This is a genomic window from Paraburkholderia fungorum (assembly GCF_046027215.1).
Taxonomy (GTDB): Bacteria; Pseudomonadota; Gammaproteobacteria; order Burkholderiales; family Burkholderiaceae; genus Paraburkholderia; species Paraburkholderia fungorum_D.
In genome coordinates this window covers 2,260,242-2,278,776 of sequence record NZ_JAQQEN010000001.1, presented here as the reverse complement: position 1 = coordinate 2,278,776, position 18,535 = coordinate 2,260,242, and the positions used below count along the sequence as shown (strand labels likewise).

The window sequence follows — 18,535 nt, the reverse complement described above, 5'->3', positions numbered from 1 at the left end:
CAATGCCGACCGGTTTCCCCAATTCTCCGCGCCTCGTCAAAGGCGGCCTCGTATTGATGGACCCCGACACGTCGGTGGTTCGAAGCGTGATCGCGCTGCAGTACAACCCCGACTCGCTCAGCCGCACCCTGCAAATCCAGGCGATGCCGGGCGGCCAGGACGGCGTGCGCGTCGACGTTCTGCGGCTGCGCGGCCCCGCTGTCGAAACGATCAAGCTCGAAGCGCAGCTTGACGCGACCGATCAGCTCGAATTTCCGAAGCAGTTTCCCGACACTGCGAAGTACGGCTTGCAGCCGCAGCTCGCGCAACTGGAAATGCTGGTCAATCCGACCGTGGAAACGCTCACAGCCGACGACGCGATGGCCGAAGCAGGCATGCTCGAAATCATCCCGCTCGAACAGCCGCTCACGCTGTTCGTGTGGAGCATGAGCCGCGTCGTGCCGGTGCGGCTCACCGATTTCTCGATCACCGAGGAAGCGTTCGACCCGTCGCTCAATCCGGTGCGCGCGAAAGTCAGTCTCGGGCTGCGCGTCCTGAGCGTCGACGACCTCGGCTTCGCGCATCCCGGCGGCCGCATGTTCATGACGTATCTCGGCAACAAGGAGCAACTTGCGTCGAAAGCGACATCCGCTGCGATCTCGGTGCTCGGACTAGGAGGTCTGCCATGAAATCCCCGCTGGACACCCTGCTCGCACTTGGCGTGATTCCGCCGGTCACGTTCGCGCCCGATAGCCGCTACTACGGTTCGGCAACGCTGACCTGCACGCTGCCCGACGGCCAAAGCGTCAGCTACCTCGCGCGCCGTTTCGTGCCGCAGCCCTATGCGCCGAATTTTTCGAGCGTAGCGACGCATACAGTCGTGCGAGGCGACCGTCTCGACCTTCTGGCCGCGCGCTATCTCGGCGACCCGCTGCTGTTCTGGCTACTGTGCGACGCGAACGGTGCGATCCAGCCCAACGAACTCGTCGCCACGCCGGGCAGCGTACTGAACATCACGACGCCGCAGGGCGTGCCGGGAGTGCCCCATGCTTAAGAGCGTGCAACTGACGTTGCTGATCGGCCCGCTATTGCCCCTCACGCCGCCGCGTCCGGTGCTCGACGCGCTCGCCGACGTGCAGGTCACCGTCACCGATGTCGGCACGAGCGGCTTTCAGCTGAACTTCAGCATCGACAAGCAGTCGCCGCTGCAACTGCTGTTCCTGTTGACGGGCGGCTCGCCGGTCCTGTTCATGCGCGTGGTGCTGGTTGCGACCGTCAATGGCGTCGCGAACGTGCTGATCGACGGGGTCATCACGAACAATCACATCAAGCCCGGCGACAAAGGTTCCAATTCGACGCTCACGCTGATCGGCGAGGACCTGACGGCGCTGATGAATCAGACCAACTGGAGCGGGTTCCCATTTCCGGCATGCCCCGCCGAAGCGCGTGTCGCACTGCTGCTTGCCAAGTACGCAATGTTCGGCGTGGTGCCGCTCGTCGTGCCCAGCATCATGATCGACGAGCCGCTACCGATCGAGCAGATTCCGAGTCAGCAAGGCACCGACCTCGATTACATCCGCGCGCTTGCGGACCAGGTCGGCTACGTGTTCTATCTCGACCCCGGCCCTGCGCCCGGCGTCAGCAAGGCGTACTGGGGACCGCAGATCAAGGTCGGGCCGGTGCAGCCGGCGTTGAGCGTCGACATGGATGCGTACACCAATGTCGAAAGCCTGCAATTCGCGTTCGACCAGCAGCAGAACAAAATCCCGACCGTATTCATTAACAACGAGGATACCGGCTTCTCGTTTCCGATTCCGCTGCCGCCGATCACGCCGCTGAATCCGCCGCTCGGCGCGATCCCGCCGCTGCCGACGAATCTTCCGGGTGACCTGCAGCCGGTGCGCGACGACCTCTCCAAACGGCCGATCCCGCAGGCGCTGATGATCGGACTCGCCAGCGCGGCGCAATGGGCCGACGCGGTGACGGGCGAAGGCAGTCTCGACGTGACGCGCTACGGCGGTGTACTGAAGGCGCGCCAGCTGGTCGGCGTGCGTGGCGCGGGACTCGCGTTCGACGGTCTCTATTACGTGAAAAGCGTCACGCACCGCATCAAGCGCGGCGAGTACAAGCAGGACTTCAAGCTGAGCCGCAACGGTCTGGTTTCCACAATGCCAAGGGTCGCGCCATGAGCACTCAAACGTCGAAGCCGGGAAGCAGCCCCAACCGCTATTTCGGTAAATACCGCGGCACGGTGCTGGTCAACGTCGATCCGGAGCAACGCGGCCGCGTGCTCCTCAGCGTCGCAGACGTGCTGGGGCTCACGCCGTCCAGCTGGGCGCTGCCCTGCGTGCCGGTGGCCGGCATCCAGTCGGGTCTGTTCGCGGTGCCGCCGATCGGCTCGCGGGTATGGGTCGAATTCGAGCAGGGCGACCCTGATTACCCGATCTGGACGGGCGGCTTCTGGGGTCCCGATGCGGAGGTTCCAGTGCTGGCCGTCGCACCTCCGGCGATACCGCCCGGCCAGAATTTCGTGCTGCAAACGACCGGCCAGAACACGCTGCTGGTCAGCGACGCGCCGCCCACGCCGATCTCCGGCGGCATCGTGCTGAAGAGCGCGGGCGGCGCGATGATCGTGGTCAACGACAGCGGGATCTATATCGACAACGGCAAAGGCGCGAGCATCACGCTTGTCGCCAACATCGTCGATGTCAATCTGAGCGGCCTGACCGTCCTGTGAGGATCGCACACGATGCCCGGACCCATACTCCACACCGGCGCGACCGTGCTGTGCGCCCACGGCGGCCAGGCGACACCGACTGCGCCGAGCGGGCGCGTGCAGGTGTCCGGCATGCCCGTCGCCACGCTCGCGGCGCCATACGCGGTCGCTGGCTGCGCGTTCGCGCCGCCAGCCGGCAACGGCCCGTGCGCGACGGCGCAATGGGTGGCGGGTGCGTCAAGGGTGCTGTCGGAAGGCCAGCCGGTGGCGATCCTGTCGGGCATCGCGGTCTGCGTGCCGACCGGCACGCCGCTCGTGCCCGTCTCGGCACAAACGCGCGCCATAGCGAGTTGAGGCACCGATGAACCTGAACTTCCCGTATCAGTTCGACGGCCGCGGACGCACCTCCGCGGCAGCGCCACAAGACCATGTCCGGCAGTTGATCGAGCAGGTGTTGTTCACGTCGCCGGGCGAGCGCGTGAACCTGCCGGACTTCGGCAGTGGCCTGCTGCAATTGCCGTTCGCGCCGAACAGTGTCGACATGGCGGCGGCCACGCAGTTCTCCGTGCAGGCCGCGTTGCAGAAGTGGCTCAGCCAGTACGTCACGGTTCAGTCCGTGCAAGCGAGCGCCGACGACGCGGTGCTGAACGTCAAGGTGAGCTACTCGCTGCCCGGCAGCGATGTCACTGAAGTGCAAACCTTCGTGTTCGGCGGCAACTCATGAACTACCTGTGCTGCAACGAGCGCCGCAGAAGCGCGGTGCTGGCAAACCCCGCGATGAACGGCATCGACTATCTCGAAGTCGTCGATCATGCGGCTGGCGCCGGCGTGCCGCGCCAATGCACGCTGCTCGTGCACTGCCTGAATCCGCTCGCGGCCGTACCGGTGTTCGGGCCCGCGCCCGACGGCGCCGGCACGCCTTACGCGGCGACCGCGATCGTCGAAGGCGGCGAAAGCATCACCGCTATCACGGTCGACTGGATCGTCGCCGCCAGCGCCATCAACAACACGTCGCCGCCCGACATCAGGGCGCTGCTGCCGCTCGTCGCCGCGCTGGCGGATCCCGACTGCGTGCTCGTGGTGAGAACCCACGAGGCCGGCGATTTCTCGCCGTACCGGCTGCGGTTGGTCACGAGCGCGGCGCAGGCCGCCGACTCGGTGTTCGACGCATCCGCCGTACCCGCGCCATTCGACCTGCAACTGGCTGAGGTGACCTTTTCGTTCAAGGTGGAGTGCGGACCCGACTTCGACTGCGCGCCGCTCGCGCCCGACTGCGCGCCGGCGGCGCTGGCGCCGCCGCCGATCAACTATCTCGCGAAAGATTACGCGTCGTTTCGCACGCTGATAATCGACCGGATGAGCCAGCTGTTACCGGGATGGAATGCCGGCAGCGAGGCCGACGCGGGCATCGCGCTCGCCGAACTGATCGCGTACGCCGGCGATCACCTGAGCTATCAGCAGGATGCGGTGGCGACCGAAGCCTATCTGGAAACCGCACGACGGCGCGTCTCGCTGCGGCGGCACGCGCTGCTCGTCGACTATCACGTGCACGACGGCTGCAACGCGCGCGCATGGATCGCCCTGCAAACGGACGCGAATGCGGGCGTGGCGGTCTTTGTCGACCGGGACCGCAGCCGCTTCTACACCTTTGCGCCCGGCATGCCGAAGCCGCTCGCCGGCAACGAAGAGGCCGCGTTGCTAAGCGGCGTGCAGGTATTCGAGCCGATGCACGACACGCTGATCTATGCCGAACACAATCAGATGCGGTTTTACACATGGGGCGATACCGGCTGTTGCCTGCCCCGCAATGCGACCGAAGCCACGCTGCTCGGCGCGTATCCGAATCTCAAGCCCGGCGACGTGCTCATCTTCGCCGAAGTGAAAGGCCCTCAGACCAGCAATCCCGCCGATGCCGATATCCGCCACCGTTGCGCGGTGCGGCTAACCCACGTCGGCCCATTCGTCGACGCCCTGTTGCGCGACAGCAGCGGCAACCCGTTGCAGGTCACCGAAATTCAGTGGGCACAGGCGGATGCGTTGCCGTTTCCCGTCTGCATCTCGTCGACCTGGACCGATGCGTCCGGTGACACGCAGAGCGCACTCGACGTGAGCGTCGCCTACGGCAACATCGTGCTGGCTGACCACGGCCTGTCGTTCACGGGCCGTGCGCCGACGCCCTCGGTGGTACCGCCGCCGCGCCTGTATTATCCGCGCGATCCAGCCGCCGATCGCTGCAACCGCGTTCGGCCGGTGCCGCTGCAGGCGCGTTTCGCACCACGACTCGCCGATAGTCCGTTAACCCAGGCCGTGCCGCTCGCCATCGTGCCGTTGCCGGCGGCGGGCACACCGGTGACGAACGCACCGGTGCCGCTCGACGCGGCAGGCGGCGTCGAACTGCAGGATGCCAACGGCTACGCGTGCCTGGCGTTGCAGGCCACCGATCCGCTGACGTGGCCGCCCAATTTCAGCGTCGTCGCGCAGGCGAACGCGGCCGACCCGACCCACTTCGATCTCACCGTGCAGTACAGCCCGCCTGGTGGCCCAGCGGGGATCGCGTCACCGGTAGCGCTCGAGAAGTTCGCGAATCTGTCGCCGATACCTGGCAATCCGGACTATGCGGCAACCCGGATCAACGCGCAGTCCCGGTTGATCAACGTGCCGGCCGGCAGCGCGCCGCCGGCCGGGCCGGTGTCCGGTTTTGCCGCGAGCGCGGTGCCACTGTCGAACACCGTCCCGCTGACCCTGTACAGCACCGACACGCCGCCTACTCCGTACCTGCAACTGCGACCCGCCAATCCGTCGGGCTGGCCCCGGTTTTTCGCGGTAACGGCACAACCCGACGCCGTCGCTGGACATTTCGATCTTTCGCTCGTCTATGACCCACCTGCGGGCGGCCTCGGTGTCGCCGTGCCGGTGGTGGCCGAAGCGTTTGCACGGCTGTTGCTGTCGGGCGCGAGCGGCGCGCTTGCCGCTTACTCGACGCTTGTCCGCGTAGAGGGCTTTGCGCAGGCGCCCGACCCCGCCATGTCCGCCGCCGACCTGATGAACACCGATGCCCGCGCAGCCGTGCCGGCAATCACGCTGGCCGGCACGACCCCCGACGGCGCTGCCAGCCGTTGGTATCCGTTGCAGGAATTGCTCGAAAGCGGCGAGTCCGACACGGTATTCGTGGTCGAGGTTGAAGCGGACGGAACCGCGAGCCTGCGCTTTGGCGACGACGTCAACGGCCGTGTGCCGGAAACCGGCACGGTCTTCACGGCCGCTTACCGGATCGGCAATGCGAGCGCCGGCAACGTAGGCCCGAACAGTCTCATCCATCTCGAAGCGGCCGACGCGCGTATCGTGTCGTGCCGCAATCCGCTGCCGGCCGCGGGCGGTGTCGAACCGGAGACCACCGAGCAGATTCGCCGCCGCGCGCCGCAGGCGTTCCTGATCCAGGAACGCGCGGTCACGATGGCGGACTATGCGGCGACGACCGAGCGCGATCCGCAGGTGGATCGCGCGGCCGCATCGCTGCGCTGGACCGGCAGCTGGTACACAGCATTCGTCGCGGTCGACCCGAAAGGCGGCGGCAACCTGACACCGGCACTGCGTCGCACGCTCATCGGTGAACTCGAACGCTACCGGCTCGCCGGCCAGGACCTCGACTTCGACTCGCCGCAGTATGTGTCGCTCGACATCGAGCTGACAGTCTGCGTGAACCCGAATTACTTCCAGGCCGATGTACTCAGCGGGCTGAAGAAGGCGCTCGCCAGCACGCTGCAGTGCGACGGCCAGAAGGGGCTGTTTCATCCGGATAACTTCACGTTCGGGCAGACCGTCTATCTCGGCCCGGTCTACGCGGCGGCACGCAAGGTGCCGGGCGTCCTGTCGGTCACCGCGACGGTATTCCAGCCACAAGGTGCGAGCACGCCCCAGCACCTCGAAGCCGGCGAAATCAAGCTCCGCTCGCTGCAGGTCGCAAGACTCGACAACGATCCGAGCTATCCGGACCACGGACAACTGACGCTCGTGATGGAAGGCCGCAAATAAACGAGCCCGATTACATTGCACGCTTGAAGACGGGAGTGGTGAGACATGACCTGCTCTGGAACCGCCAACTGCCAATGCGGCTGCTGCGCCGGCACGAGCGTGCAGACGCCGCAGCGGGAAAACTATTTGCCGGGCCTGTCGGCGCTGTCGTATCGCGTGGGCACCTGGAGCAGTTTCAAGGAATCGATGCTCGCGCGCCTCTCGAGCACGGACTACCCGGCGCTGCAGGCGCTCACGACCCGCGCCGACGACGATTTCACCGTCGCATTGCTCGACTCCACCGCGATCGTGCTGGACATCCTGACGTTCTACCAGGAGCGCCTTGCGAACGAAAACTATCTGCGCACCGCGGGGCAACTGCGTTCGCTCGTCGAACTGTCGCGGCTAATCGGCTATCAGCCCGCGCCGGGTGTGGCGGCCGCGACGTGGGTGGCTTTCTCGCTGACGCAAGCGCCCGGCCAGCCGGCCGATCCAGACGCCGCCGCGATCGTGATTCCGCAGGGCACCCAGGTGCAGAGCGTGCCGGCTCAAGGCCAGCAGTCGCAAACTTTCAAAACCTCCAGCGATATCGCGGCCAAGCCCGACTGGAACGCACTGCCGGTGCAGACCGGCGTAGCCTGGACGCCCAAGGCGAGCGACACTTCGGTGTATCTGGCGGGCACCTCGACCCAGTTGCAGCCGGGGGATCTGGTTCTGTTCGTCGGTAGCGAACGCGTCAACGACCCGACCGATACCAAACACTGGAGCGTAGTGTCGACCTTGACGGCGACGGCAGACACCCACAACAACCGCACGCTGCTGAGCTGGCACGCGCTCGACAATACCAACCCGCTTCCCACGAATAGCCCGCAACTCTTCACATTCCGGCAACGCGCGGCGCTGTTCGGCTACAACGCGGTCAGTCCGGTGCTCCTCGACCAGACTCATTTGACGAACCTCGGCAAGTACCTGAACAAATCCGCGCAAGACTGGAACTTTGACCTGAGCCAATCCCCGGTCAATACGGATCTCGCGCAACACGCGCTGATCGATCTGGACGCGGTCTATCCGAAAATCACCCTGAACGGCTGGATCGTTCTGATCGTGCCGTACTCGGAATCCGTCGTGTCGCATCAGGCCGTGGCCAGGAAGGTGATCAAGGGCGGATTCCCAGTCGTGCATCCGCTCGCCACCGCGCTTTCAACCAATCTCTACCTGTACGGTGTCGCAGCGGCCACGACGATCACCCGGGCCGATTTCGGCATGGGTGCCAAGATCAGCCGCGTCACGGTGGATACCGGGCTGGGTCTCGCCGACGCATATCCGGCCACGCGCAGCGCGTATGCACTCGTGCAAAGCGACCCGCTGCCGCTCGCCGAACAGCCGCTGAACGGTGCGCTATACGGCAGCGCCGTATCGCTGGAAGGCCTGCGCGCCGACCTCGTTGGCGTTCAATGGATCGCGATCTCCGGCACCCGGCAGAAGATCGCGTTAAAGGCTGGCGTGAGCAGCCCGCCGCAGTTCGTCCCGCTCGACACCACAGTCGCCACGCGCGGCGTGCAGCCGGGCGAAGTCTTCTCCCTCACCGATCCGGCGACACTGCCGCCGCTGTCGAGCACTCAGCCCGGCACCGCCGGAGCGCTGCCGGACTGGAGGGCGGCGGCCGGCACCTTCAATCTGGCCGTTGAGGACAGCAACGGCCGCCCCGGCAGCATCGAACACGCCAGCATCGCGGATTTCGCGCTCGTGCCGGCCGACAGGAACGATCCGCTGGTCAGCGAATGCGCGCGAATCGCAAGCGTCGACAACACGTCGGACAGCGCCCATACGTGGTTCGAACTCGAGACGAGTCTCACGCATTGCTACGACCGCGCCACCGCGCGGGTCAATGCGAACGTCGGACCGGCGAGCCAGGGGCAATCGGTCACCGAACTGCTCGGCAGCGGCAGCGCCGCCACGCCGAATCAAACCTTCACGCTCAAGCAGATTCCGCTCACCTTCACCCAGGCCGCGACCCCGACGGGTCGCGTGACGACGCTCACGGTGCAGGTCGACGGCGTCGCATGGACCGAAGTGCCGACGCTGTACGGCCAAGGCGCGACACGCCGCGTGTACGCGACGCTGAACCAGGCGGACGGCAGCACCGACGTGCTGTTCGGCGACGGCGTCGAAGGCGCGCTGCTGTCCACCGGCCAGAACAACGTTCAGGCGAAGCATCACGTCGGCTCGGGGTCGGCGGGTAACGTCGCAGCGGGCACGTTGACTACGCTGCTCGACCGGCCGCTCGGCGTGAGCGGCGTCACCAATCCGCAGGCCGCGACAGGCGGCCAGAACCCGCAAACGGTCGACGAGATCCGTGCGTGCGCGCCGCAAACCGTGCTGACGCTCGGCCGCGCGGTGTCGATCACCGATTATCAGAACTTCGCCAGCACCTTCGCGGGAATCGGCAAGGCGTACGCGATCTGGATTCCGAGCGGGCCGGGGCGTGGTGTTTTCGTGACTGCGGCTGGCATCGACGGGGCCGAGCTGAGCGCCGGCAGCAACGCGATCTCAGACCTCGTCACGGCGCTGCACGACTACGGCAATCCGCTGATCCCGATCACCGTGCGTAGCTACGTCGAAACGCTGTTTGGCCTGTCCGCCGACCTGCAGTACGACCCGCGCTACGACATGAAGACGGTGCGCGGTAACGTGCGGCTCGCACTCTCGACAGCGTTCAGCTTCGCGGCACGCAGCTTCGGCCAGGCGGTGTCGGCCGACGAAGTCGCGGCAGTCATTCAGGGCGTGCCCGGCGTGGTGGCGGTCAACGTGACGGCGCTGCGGCGCGGCGGCTCCAGCACCGGCGGCGATATCGCGACGCGCTTCAGGCGCGCGACGCTCTTGCGACCTGGCAACTGGTTGCTCCATTCGATCTCCATCGCGCGGCCGACGACGGACTCGCTGACGCGCCTATGCGCGTCGCTGCCGATGGCAAGCCCGACGGCGCTGCCGCAGGCCGCCGAAATCATCGTGCTCGATCCGACGCCTGGCGCGGTCATCCTCGGGGCAATGTCATGAGCTTCGATGCGCAAACGCTGTTTGACCTGCTGCCGGCGCTCTACCGTCTGCGCGATGCGCAGCTCGCGCAGACCCTGCCGCTTCTGAGCGCCGACGAAACAGCCAGGCTCGCCGCGCTGAAAGCGTCGCCGCAGCCGTTACCGGCGGCCCAGCAGGCCGAGGCCGACCGGCTCAACGCGAAGGCAGCGTGCGGACCACTGCAATGCCTGACGATGCTGATCGCCGACCAGCTTGCTGCCGTCGAGGCCGATCTAGATCAGCTGTACGACGATCAGTTCATCGAAACCTGCGCACCGTGGGTCATTCCTTACATCGGCGATCTGATCGGCTATCGGGCGACGCTGCCGGGCGCCGGCGGCGCGAATCTGAGTTCGCGTGCCGACGTCGCCCATACGATCTCGTTTCGCCGGCGCAAGGGCACGGTGCTGGTGCTCGAGCAGCTGGCCCGCGATGTCACCGGCTGGGGCGCGCACGCAGTCGAGTTCTTCAAGGTGCTGGCCGATACGCAATACATGAACCATGTCCGGCCGGACAATCACTACGCGCCCGATCTGCGCCGCTGGCAGCCGCGCGCGTACATGAACAGCGGCTTCGATGCGACCGCGCACAGGATCGACGTGCGCCGCATCGCGATTCAGCGCGGCCGCTACAACATCCAGAACATCGGCATTTTCCTGTGGTCGCTCAATGCGTACAGCCTTACGCGCGTGCCCGCGACCGCAGTGGCCGGCGCCGCAGGCTGTTTTCGCGTCAGCACGCTCGCGCGCGACCTGCCGCTCTTCACGCATCCGGTGAGCCAGGGCACCGACATTACCGCGCCGGCGCAGCCGGTCAACGTACCGAACCGGCTGCTGCGCCATGTGCTGTGCGAAGACATCCGCACGATCCAGAACGGCGGTGCCGCGCTGTATTACGGCGACGGCGCGAGCCTGACGAACAGTCTCGCGCTATACGTGATCGAACCCGGTGCCGATCCCAGCAAGGCGGCGCTGCTCGACGCGCAGCAGCTCGCCGTGTGCGATCTGTCCGGCGCGGACGGCAACTGGACCAACCTGCCGGATGCGGACAGCCCATACCGCGCCGTGCTCGATCCGCACCTTGGCCGCGTGGCGCTGCGCCCGCCCAAACCCGGCCAGCCAGGCGGCGCACGGGTTCAGGTGTCCTGCTTCTACGGCTTCACCGGCGACATGGGCGGCGGTGAATATCCGCGCTCGCAGAGCTTCGTCGGTTCGGCGCAGCAGTCGATCGTGCATGTGCCTGGGCCCGCGCCCGGCATCGCCATCCAGGACGCGCTCGACCTGCTTGGCGGCGACGGCATCGTCGAAATCACCGACAGCGGCATCTATCGCGAAGCCGGCGGGCTCACCGTCAACGTGCGCGCCGGCGGCCACATCGAATTGCGCGCGCGTGACGGTGCCCGGCCAACGCTTGTGCTCGGCGGCGAGCTGAGCGTCAACGGCGACGCCGACAGCGCGTTCGACCTCAACGGACTCGTGGTGGCGTCGTCTGCGACGCCGGCGCTACCCGATCCGGCCGCCCTGCTGCGCGCGCCGGCCCCGGGCGCGGCGGCGGGGCTGACGCGTCTTGGCCTGACCCACTGCACGCTGGTGCCCGGCTGGTCGCTGACGCCCGCAGGCGCACCGCGCCTGAGCGGCGCACCGGTAGTGATCGCCCAGAACCCAGGCCTCGCGATCAACATCGACCGAGCGATTGTCGGCGCGCTGCAGGTGGACCGCTCGGTGAACGTCAGCCTGACCGACAGTATCGTCGATGCATGCGCGCGCAACAGTGTCGCCTACGCCGCGCCCGCCGGCCCGGGCACCGGCGCGGGCGGCGCGCTGACGATGACAGGCTGCACGGTGATCGGAAAAATCCACGCAACGCTGCTAAGCCTCGTGTCCGACTGCATCGTGCTCGCCGCGCCCGCCGACAACGACACGTGGCCCGCGCCGCTATGGGCCGACCGCAAGCAGGAGGGCTGCGTGCGTTTCAGCTACGTGCCGGGTGGTGCGGTCATTCCACGCCACTACGAATGCATCGAGGCGGCGCCCGGTGTGCCTGGGCCGCTGTTCGATTCGCTGCGCTACGGCGACCCCGGCTACGGCAAGCTGCTCGCCTCGACCGATGCCGCGCTTCGTCGCGGCGCGAGCGATGGCGGCGAGATGGGCGTATTTCACTTTGTGCAGGCGAGTGCACGCGAAACCAATCTGCGCATCAGGCTGGAGGAATACATGCCGGTGGGGCTCGAATACGGCGTCTTCTACCAGACATAACGAGGGAATCGAACATGAGCTTTGATTGCAGCCGGTTTCCATTTGATCACTGGAAAGACTATGCCGGCGTCGTGATGCAGCAGGGCCGGGTGCAGCTCGACTCGGACTGGAACGAATGGCTCGCCATTCTGATGCGGCGGCTGCAGGCCGGCACGATGGACACGCTCGGCGCGGCCGACAACCGCGCGGTCTATCCGTCGACGACGCCGTACGCGTTTCAGATTGGCGTCAATACCGGCGTCAACCCGAATACGATCACCATCGGCTACGGCCGCATTTATGTCGATGGGCTACTGGTCGAGAACCACCCGACCTTCCCCGCGCAGCCATGGACGTGGGACCCGGGCCTTGCCGAACTGTCCGCTTCGCTGCAGCCGCCGCCCGCGCCGAAGCCGGCGCCACCGGCGCTCGCGCTCGCCGACCAGCCCTATGTTCCGGTCATGCCGGCGTTGCCGGCCGCCGGGTCCGCATTGTTTTATCTCGACGTCTGGCAACGGCCGGTGACGTGGCTCGAAGACCGCGATCTGATCGAGATCGCGGTCGGCGTGGATACGACCGCGCGGCTGCAAACCGTGTGGCAGGTGAAGTGGCTTCCCGTCGATGCCAACGCGACCTGCGGCTCCGACATTCCCGACTACGATGCGGCGACCCAGCCATCGGGAGCGCGCCTGAGCAGCGATGTCGTGCCGTCGCCGGCGAGCGGCCCTTGCTGTCTCGCGCCCAATACCGGCTACACCGGAATGGAGAATCAGCTCTACCGTGTCGAGCTCCATCAGGGCGGCCCCTTCAACAAGGACCCGAGCGTCGCATCGGTGAACGGGCCCTCGTTTAAATGGTCGCGCGACAACGCGTCCGTGATCACCGCCGTCACCGCGATCGGGCCGATGCTCCTGACGGTCGAGAGTATCGGCCGCGATGACGTGCTGTGCTTCAAACCCAACGACTGGATCGAAGTCACCGACGACGTGCGGGAGATGGCCGGTCGGACGGGCGACCTGTTGCGGATCGCCGTCGACGGCGTGGACAAGGTCAACCGGACCATCAAGCTGACCTGGGCGGTCTCCAACGACCTGATCGACAATCTGAATAAGGCGCCCGCGACCTACCCGGATTGCCATACGCGCGTGTGCCGCTGGGACCAGGCCGGCAAGGTGCGGCGCAGCGACGACAACTCGGTCTGGTTCGACCTCGATGGCCTCGCCAGTCGCGGCGACATTCCGGTGCCGGGCCCCGGCGTCTCGCTGATCCTCGAAAACGGGGTGACGGTTTCGTTCGACCTCGCCCCGGCCACCGCGTCATTTTCGCCAGGCGATTTCTGGACCTTCGCCGCGCGCGCCGCCGACGGTCAGGTCGAGAAGCTCAAGGCGGCACCGCCGATGGGCCCGCACCATCACTACGCGCGCCTTGCGCTCGTCCCGTTGCCTGCTGGTCCCGCGATGGACTGCCGGGTCGCATGGCCACCGACCGCTTCGGGCGGCGCCGACTGCAACTGCGACGTGTGCATTGAATCGGCCACTTTCCGCAGCTCGGCGGATCTCGTCGCGGTAGTCGAAAAATTGAGCGCCAGCGGCGGCGGCCGCGTCTGTTTCGGCCCAGGGCTGTTCGTGCTCGACAGGACCGTGCAGCTCAAGGGAATCGCCAACGTGACGCTATGCGGACACGGACCCTCGACCCGCCTCGTCTACGAAGGGACTGGCGCGGCCATTGTCGTCGAACAATGTCTGCAGTTGCGCATCCACGACCTCGCTATCGAGGCGAGCTTGCCGGTTGCGCAGGCCGGTGCGGTCGGCGCGGAGGTGGAGGAGCCGCTCGTCGCGTTGCTACTCGGCAATTGCGCCGGGGTCGTGGTGGAACGCTGCGGCATCTCAGCGTTACAGCCGGGCGCGGGTGAACCCGCTGGTGGCGCTGGCGCGCCGCCGGCTGGCGCCGATATTACGGGGAACAGCCGATTCTTCGACGCGCGTGGCGCCGCGAACGGAAAGATCGACAAGCTGCCGGCACCGGCCATCCAGGCGGGCTTCGCCACAGCAAGCACGACCGCATTGGCACAGCTGCGCAGTATCGCGGTCGCGCTCAGCGGCTTTGAGATCGATGTCGCCGTGCGCAATAACACGCTGATCGCCGATATCGGCATCGGCAAGCTCGAAGCGCTTGCCAGCCTCGCAGGATGGGCCACGCTGAGCGTCGAGCAGAATCCATGGCTGGTTCTGGAAGGCTTTACGGCCCGCGAGAATTTCATCGCCTGTGCGGTTGCGGGCATTGCACTGGGCGAATGGACCGACAAGACAGGCGCGTGCTTTCACTTGCTCGAAACCGCGCTCGAAAACAATTTCGTGCTGGCCGGATTCATCGGCATCTACGTCGAAGGGTTGACCTACCCGGGGGCGACGGTGAGGCTCGACGCAAACCAGGTCGAGACCGGCGCTTACGGGATCCTGAGCCGGCTTGACGCCGCGGCGGTCACCGACAACACGGTCACGCAACTCGATCTGCGCCTGTTGACGAGCGGCGCCGCCGCGGCCACGACTGGAGCGGGCATCGTCATCTTCGACACCGCCGCTTACACCACGCCGTTGTACGACGTACGCGTGCTGCGCAACCGGATCGTCGGCGTAGCCGGGCCGGGCATCGTATTCGATGCCCACGCGGTCACGCTAACCATCGCCGACAACACAATACAGGGCGTGACTGGTGCGGGGATCACGATTGGCGATACCGCGTTTGCCGGCGACCTCGTGGTGCGCGGCAACGATATCCTGCAAGTCGCTGGACCGGCGCTGCCCAATGGGCCGGGAGTTTATGGCATCGGCGTATGGGCGTCGCTGAACGCCACCGTGCGGGACAATGTCGTCGGAACGATCGATGTCGCCGCCGATACCGCGCGCCACGCGACCGGCATCGTGCTATTCAATGTCGGCAATGCGAGCGTCGGCAATAATCAGACCTCCGACATCGGCACGGCGGCGACGACACCCATCGCGTGCGGCATCGTCGCGGCGGCGGTGCAGTTCGACCTCAACCTGTCCGCCAATGTGATTCGCGCGACCACTGGGGCCAGTGCTGACGCGGGCGCGTTCGTTGGTCTGATGACGGTCGTCACGGAGCCGAAGTCAGTTCCCGTGTCGCTGCAGGATAACCATGTTGAAGGCGTGAGTTCGAATCCGCTGGTGATCGTCGGCGGGACGTCCGAGTGTGTCTTCTCGGCCAATCGGTGCCGGCTCTCCGGGAGCGGCAAATTCGACTTCCTTAAAAAAATTGGCGGGGTCGTGTATATCGGAGCGACGACAGCCGTGGTCGGCAACAATCGTATTCAGGGACCCGCAACGGTCACGGGGCTATGCATCGATGTGACTGAAATTTCTTCGGACAAGAACGGAATGCTTGCTATGACCGTTCTCGGCAATATTGTCAGCGAGACGATCGCGCTTGGTACGCAGATACCGATCAAACCGTTGCCTCAACCGTGGAACGGCCTGAACGTCATCGTCAAAGGCACTTAGGGAGACGCAGATGCTAACTGTCACATTGCAAGGTGCGAAAAACCTGACCAGACTCGCGCAACGGATTTATGGACTCGACGCCGCCGATCCGCGTGTCGCCGCAGCGGTCAGGGCGATCACGACCGCCAATCCGAAGTTGCCCGCGGCACTCGACAAGGCGCCAGCCGAAACGACGGTCATGGTGCCGACCGTCCCCGGTCTTGCCTTCGCAGCTGGCGCGATACCTGCGCCAGGCACGGACGATCTTGTCAGGATGGCGAGCCAGATTCCTCAAGCGATCCAGCAACTGGTCTCGGCGGCGCAGTCAAAAAAACCGAAGCAATCGGACCCGACTCGCGTAGCGATGCTCAAACGCTTTGCAGATGCGCAATCAGCAATGAATATTAATTCCGTTGCAGTCACCAAGGTCGATGGAACGTCAAAGGCTGGGCGGCAAGCGCTCCATGAAAATGTCACGGCATTTGCAAAGACGCATCGAGGCGGGTGATCGCGGTGGCAACGACAGTGATCAGGCCTCGTTCAGGCTAGCAGAAAGCCCGAAACCGCACGACGTCAAGTACAATTGAAAGCGTTTTTCGCTCGCCGGCGAGGACTTTCGTCATGCTCACATGCAAAGCAACACGACCACATGAGAAGTCAGACAGTGGATTGACGAAGAGACCAGGAACAAATCCCGTGGCACCCTCGTCGCATCCATCCCAACACATGACTCATGGACGTGACGAGCAATTGCAGCCCGTGCCCGATACAGTGCGCCATACCAGAGCCATTCCTTTGTCGGATTTCAGCAAAATTCCGGTCCATCCCTCCCACCGGACCGGTGAGTCTCAAATGCAGTCCGCGTCGGACCACTTTTTTGATAGCCGAGAATACGTCAGCGACGGGAAAAACAACGTCGGCAAACAAGCACCTCTTGCAGGATTATCCAGAACAGAATCCTTCGACATACCTGATCTCGTGCACGAGGCGCTTCGATCTCCAGGTCTTCCACTCGATTCAGCTGTTCGGAGGTTTTTTGAACCGCGTTTCGGCCACGATTTCAGCAGGGTTCGCGTCCACGCCGACGAGAATGCGAGAGAGTCGGCCGCAGCAGTACATGCCCATGCGTACACAGTCGGCTCACACATTGTCCTCGGGCACTCCGGGAAAACGTCAGCAATTGAGAATCAACCACTTCTCGCGCATGAGCTTGCCCACGTGACGCAGGACGCTTCATCCGCGACGCCTGACATAGGTTCAATGCATATTGAGCCACCCAGCGGTGAGCGCGAAGTGTCAGCACGCGGGGCGGCCAATGCTGTTCTATCTGGGCACACTCCTGCAATCATGCAAACAGCGTCGCCCGTTCCACTTCTATTCCGCCAGGAGATTGACGCGCCTGATCTCGAAGTGGTGCCGCCTGATGCGAAAATACGACTACCATCAGCATCAACCCATGGTGCCGACCCGCGCAACAACGGCGACTATATCGACAGGAATGTAACGGAAGTCGCATATGGGATATACGTTGGAGGATTCCTTATATTCTGTAAGGGGGTACCGCAGCCATTCCTCGTTCCCGAAAGGCTGGTCGACTTCGGCACTCAAAATTACGAAAGTGTCAGTGCGGAGATTTATGCAGATCAGCCGGCAGCCCTTCAGGCGTTACCTATCGGTCCCTGGCAGCCACGTCAGGCGCTACCGTACACCTTTTTTCGGGCGCCAAAGAGTCCCATCATCGCCCCCACCGTGTTTTCGCCGAATACAGCACCGCGCATCGTGGAAACTGCACGCGATGCGGTTTCGAAATTGAAAGACCATGTTCAGACCGAACTCACTAAAATGGCTATTTCTCTGGCAGGCCAATTGTTGACGCAAGTTGTCATCGCCGGCTTATCGAAAGTTGGAAAACTAAAAAGCGGTACAAATAGTAAAGCGAACGTGACGGGCAACGATACCCCACCACCATCCTCGGCGCGTGGCGCGGGGAAAGAACCGCCAACGCCACCTACGTCTGCAGAGCCTCCTCAATTGCCAGCAAGAGGAGAATCGACCAGGACGGAACCGGGCTTCGATCGAACGAGGGAGTGGCGTAACCCGTCCGCTAAAGACGGGGAGAACCTCGCTGGGCTGGACCATCTGTCGGAAGAACATGCTCCTTGGAGCCGGACATCCCCTAACAAGTCAAAATTTACGCAAGACGCGTGGAATGACCTCAAGGCCCTGATCAAGGAGACAGTCAAACAAGGTCAATCAACCAAATTCAAACCGTCGGAGGGCGGACCACAATCTGGTTCGACTTACGATTACAGGTTCCAGAACAGACAAACGGGTCTCGATGGTAAAGGAAAACCTTTGTTCGGCATGCGAGTCGTGGTGGACGCAAATAATCAGATTGTCACTGCATTTCCAATCAAATAGCCGGCCGTGTTAGTTGTAAGCGGCCGTTAATTTTTGACTAATTCAAAAGGCAGTTCAAGCCAAAGTTACGTGATCACGACTTGTCCGCTCATTCTCGAAAGAGAGGTGGTCAAATCCAGCGAAAGTGCCCAGCATTTGTACGAATGCGACGGCATCCAGATCGCGTTTTGACAGGCTCTCCCGGTCGGCCGGAACAACGGCGATCGTTACCGAAATGCAACTACATCGGTTTCTGAGGACACACGATTATAAAGAATTGGTGCCCTTCCGCTACGCCTTACCAGCGACGAAGCTGAGAGTTGTCGTAGCGACAATCCGATCTCATCTATATGCGCTCGGCGCAGGGCCAAGTGAAGCATGAAGCGAAGGTGTCGGCAGAAGTAGGTGAGATAGTAGGAGCGCTCCGGTTGTTCAGCATTGACGTTTCAATGATCGGATTCGAAGCGACGGCAGGTGCGAACCGTAGATCAATGATTTCCGCGAGGAACGCCTGAAGTGCGGACGGCGGTCTGGAAGAAGCCACAAATGACTGCTGCGCGTGGACCCAGGATGCCTAGGTTCTTTATTCCTGTCTGACCAATGCGGGCGGCGTGCCGTGA

At 64.3% G+C, this 18,535-nt stretch carries 12 protein-coding genes; all 12 read left to right on the top strand.

All coding sequences use genetic code 11. The annotated features are described in order from the left end of the window. Positions 1-2 precede the first annotated feature (2 nt). The 12 genes from PQR27_RS10055 (at position 3) to PQR27_RS10000 (ending at position 17,936) form a co-directional block, all read left to right on the top strand. Positions 3-668, top strand: coding sequence for a hypothetical protein (locus tag PQR27_RS10055; RefSeq protein ID WP_408523511.1), 666 nt, complete (start codon positions 3-5; stop codon positions 666-668). After that, positions 665-1,033 carry a LysM peptidoglycan-binding domain-containing protein gene (locus PQR27_RS10050; RefSeq protein ID WP_408523510.1) on the top strand — a complete coding sequence of 123 codons (369 nt, stop codon included), beginning with the start codon at positions 665-667 and terminating at the stop codon, positions 1,031-1,033. The genes PQR27_RS10055 and PQR27_RS10050 overlap by 4 nt, the downstream gene beginning before the upstream one ends. After that, positions 1,026-2,168: a contractile injection system protein, VgrG/Pvc8 family gene (locus PQR27_RS10045; RefSeq protein ID WP_408523509.1), complete on the top strand. Its 1,143-nt coding sequence runs from the start codon at positions 1,026-1,028 to the stop codon at positions 2,166-2,168. The genes PQR27_RS10050 and PQR27_RS10045 overlap by 8 nt, the downstream gene beginning before the upstream one ends. After that, complete coding sequence (locus tag PQR27_RS10040; RefSeq protein ID WP_408523508.1) at positions 2,165-2,716, top strand: phage baseplate assembly protein V; 552 nt, start codon at positions 2,165-2,167, stop codon at positions 2,714-2,716. The genes PQR27_RS10045 and PQR27_RS10040 overlap by 4 nt, the downstream gene beginning before the upstream one ends. 12 nt (positions 2,717-2,728) lie before the next feature. After that, on the top strand, positions 2,729-3,049 hold the full coding sequence (locus PQR27_RS10035) for a hypothetical protein (RefSeq protein WP_408523507.1): 321 nt from the start codon (positions 2,729-2,731) through the stop codon (positions 3,047-3,049). 7 nt (positions 3,050-3,056) lie between these two features. Continuing rightward, positions 3,057-3,419 carry a GPW/gp25 family protein gene (locus tag PQR27_RS10030; RefSeq protein ID WP_408523506.1) on the top strand — a complete coding sequence of 121 codons (363 nt, stop codon included), beginning with the start codon at positions 3,057-3,059 and terminating at the stop codon, positions 3,417-3,419. After that, a complete protein-coding gene (locus PQR27_RS10025; RefSeq protein WP_408523505.1) occupies positions 3,416-6,727 on the top strand; it encodes a putative baseplate assembly protein in 3,312 nt (1,103 codons plus the stop codon). The genes PQR27_RS10030 and PQR27_RS10025 overlap by 4 nt, the downstream gene beginning before the upstream one ends. A gap of 45 nt (positions 6,728-6,772) precedes the next feature. Beyond that, positions 6,773-9,763, top strand: a complete 2,991-nt coding sequence (locus PQR27_RS10020; RefSeq protein WP_408523504.1) for a baseplate J/gp47 family protein — start codon at positions 6,773-6,775, stop codon at positions 9,761-9,763. Next, positions 9,760-12,036: a hypothetical protein gene (locus tag PQR27_RS10015; RefSeq protein ID WP_408523503.1), complete on the top strand. Its 2,277-nt coding sequence runs from the start codon at positions 9,760-9,762 to the stop codon at positions 12,034-12,036. Before PQR27_RS10020 ends, PQR27_RS10015 begins: the two co-directional genes overlap by 4 nt. A gap of 14 nt (positions 12,037-12,050) precedes the next feature. Further along, a complete protein-coding gene (locus PQR27_RS10010; protein WP_408523502.1) occupies positions 12,051-15,536 on the top strand; it encodes a DUF6519 domain-containing protein in 3,486 nt (1,161 codons plus the stop codon). A 10-nt stretch (positions 15,537-15,546) separates the two neighbouring features. Continuing rightward, positions 15,547-16,023: a hypothetical protein gene (locus tag PQR27_RS10005; protein WP_408523501.1), complete on the top strand. Its 477-nt coding sequence runs from the start codon at positions 15,547-15,549 to the stop codon at positions 16,021-16,023. Positions 16,024-16,211: 188 nt separating this feature from the next. After that, positions 16,212-17,936 (top strand): eCIS core domain-containing protein, encoded by a 1,725-nt coding sequence (locus PQR27_RS10000; protein ID WP_408523500.1) that lies wholly within the window; start codon positions 16,212-16,214, stop codon positions 17,934-17,936. Positions 17,937-18,535: the final 599 nt, after the last annotated feature.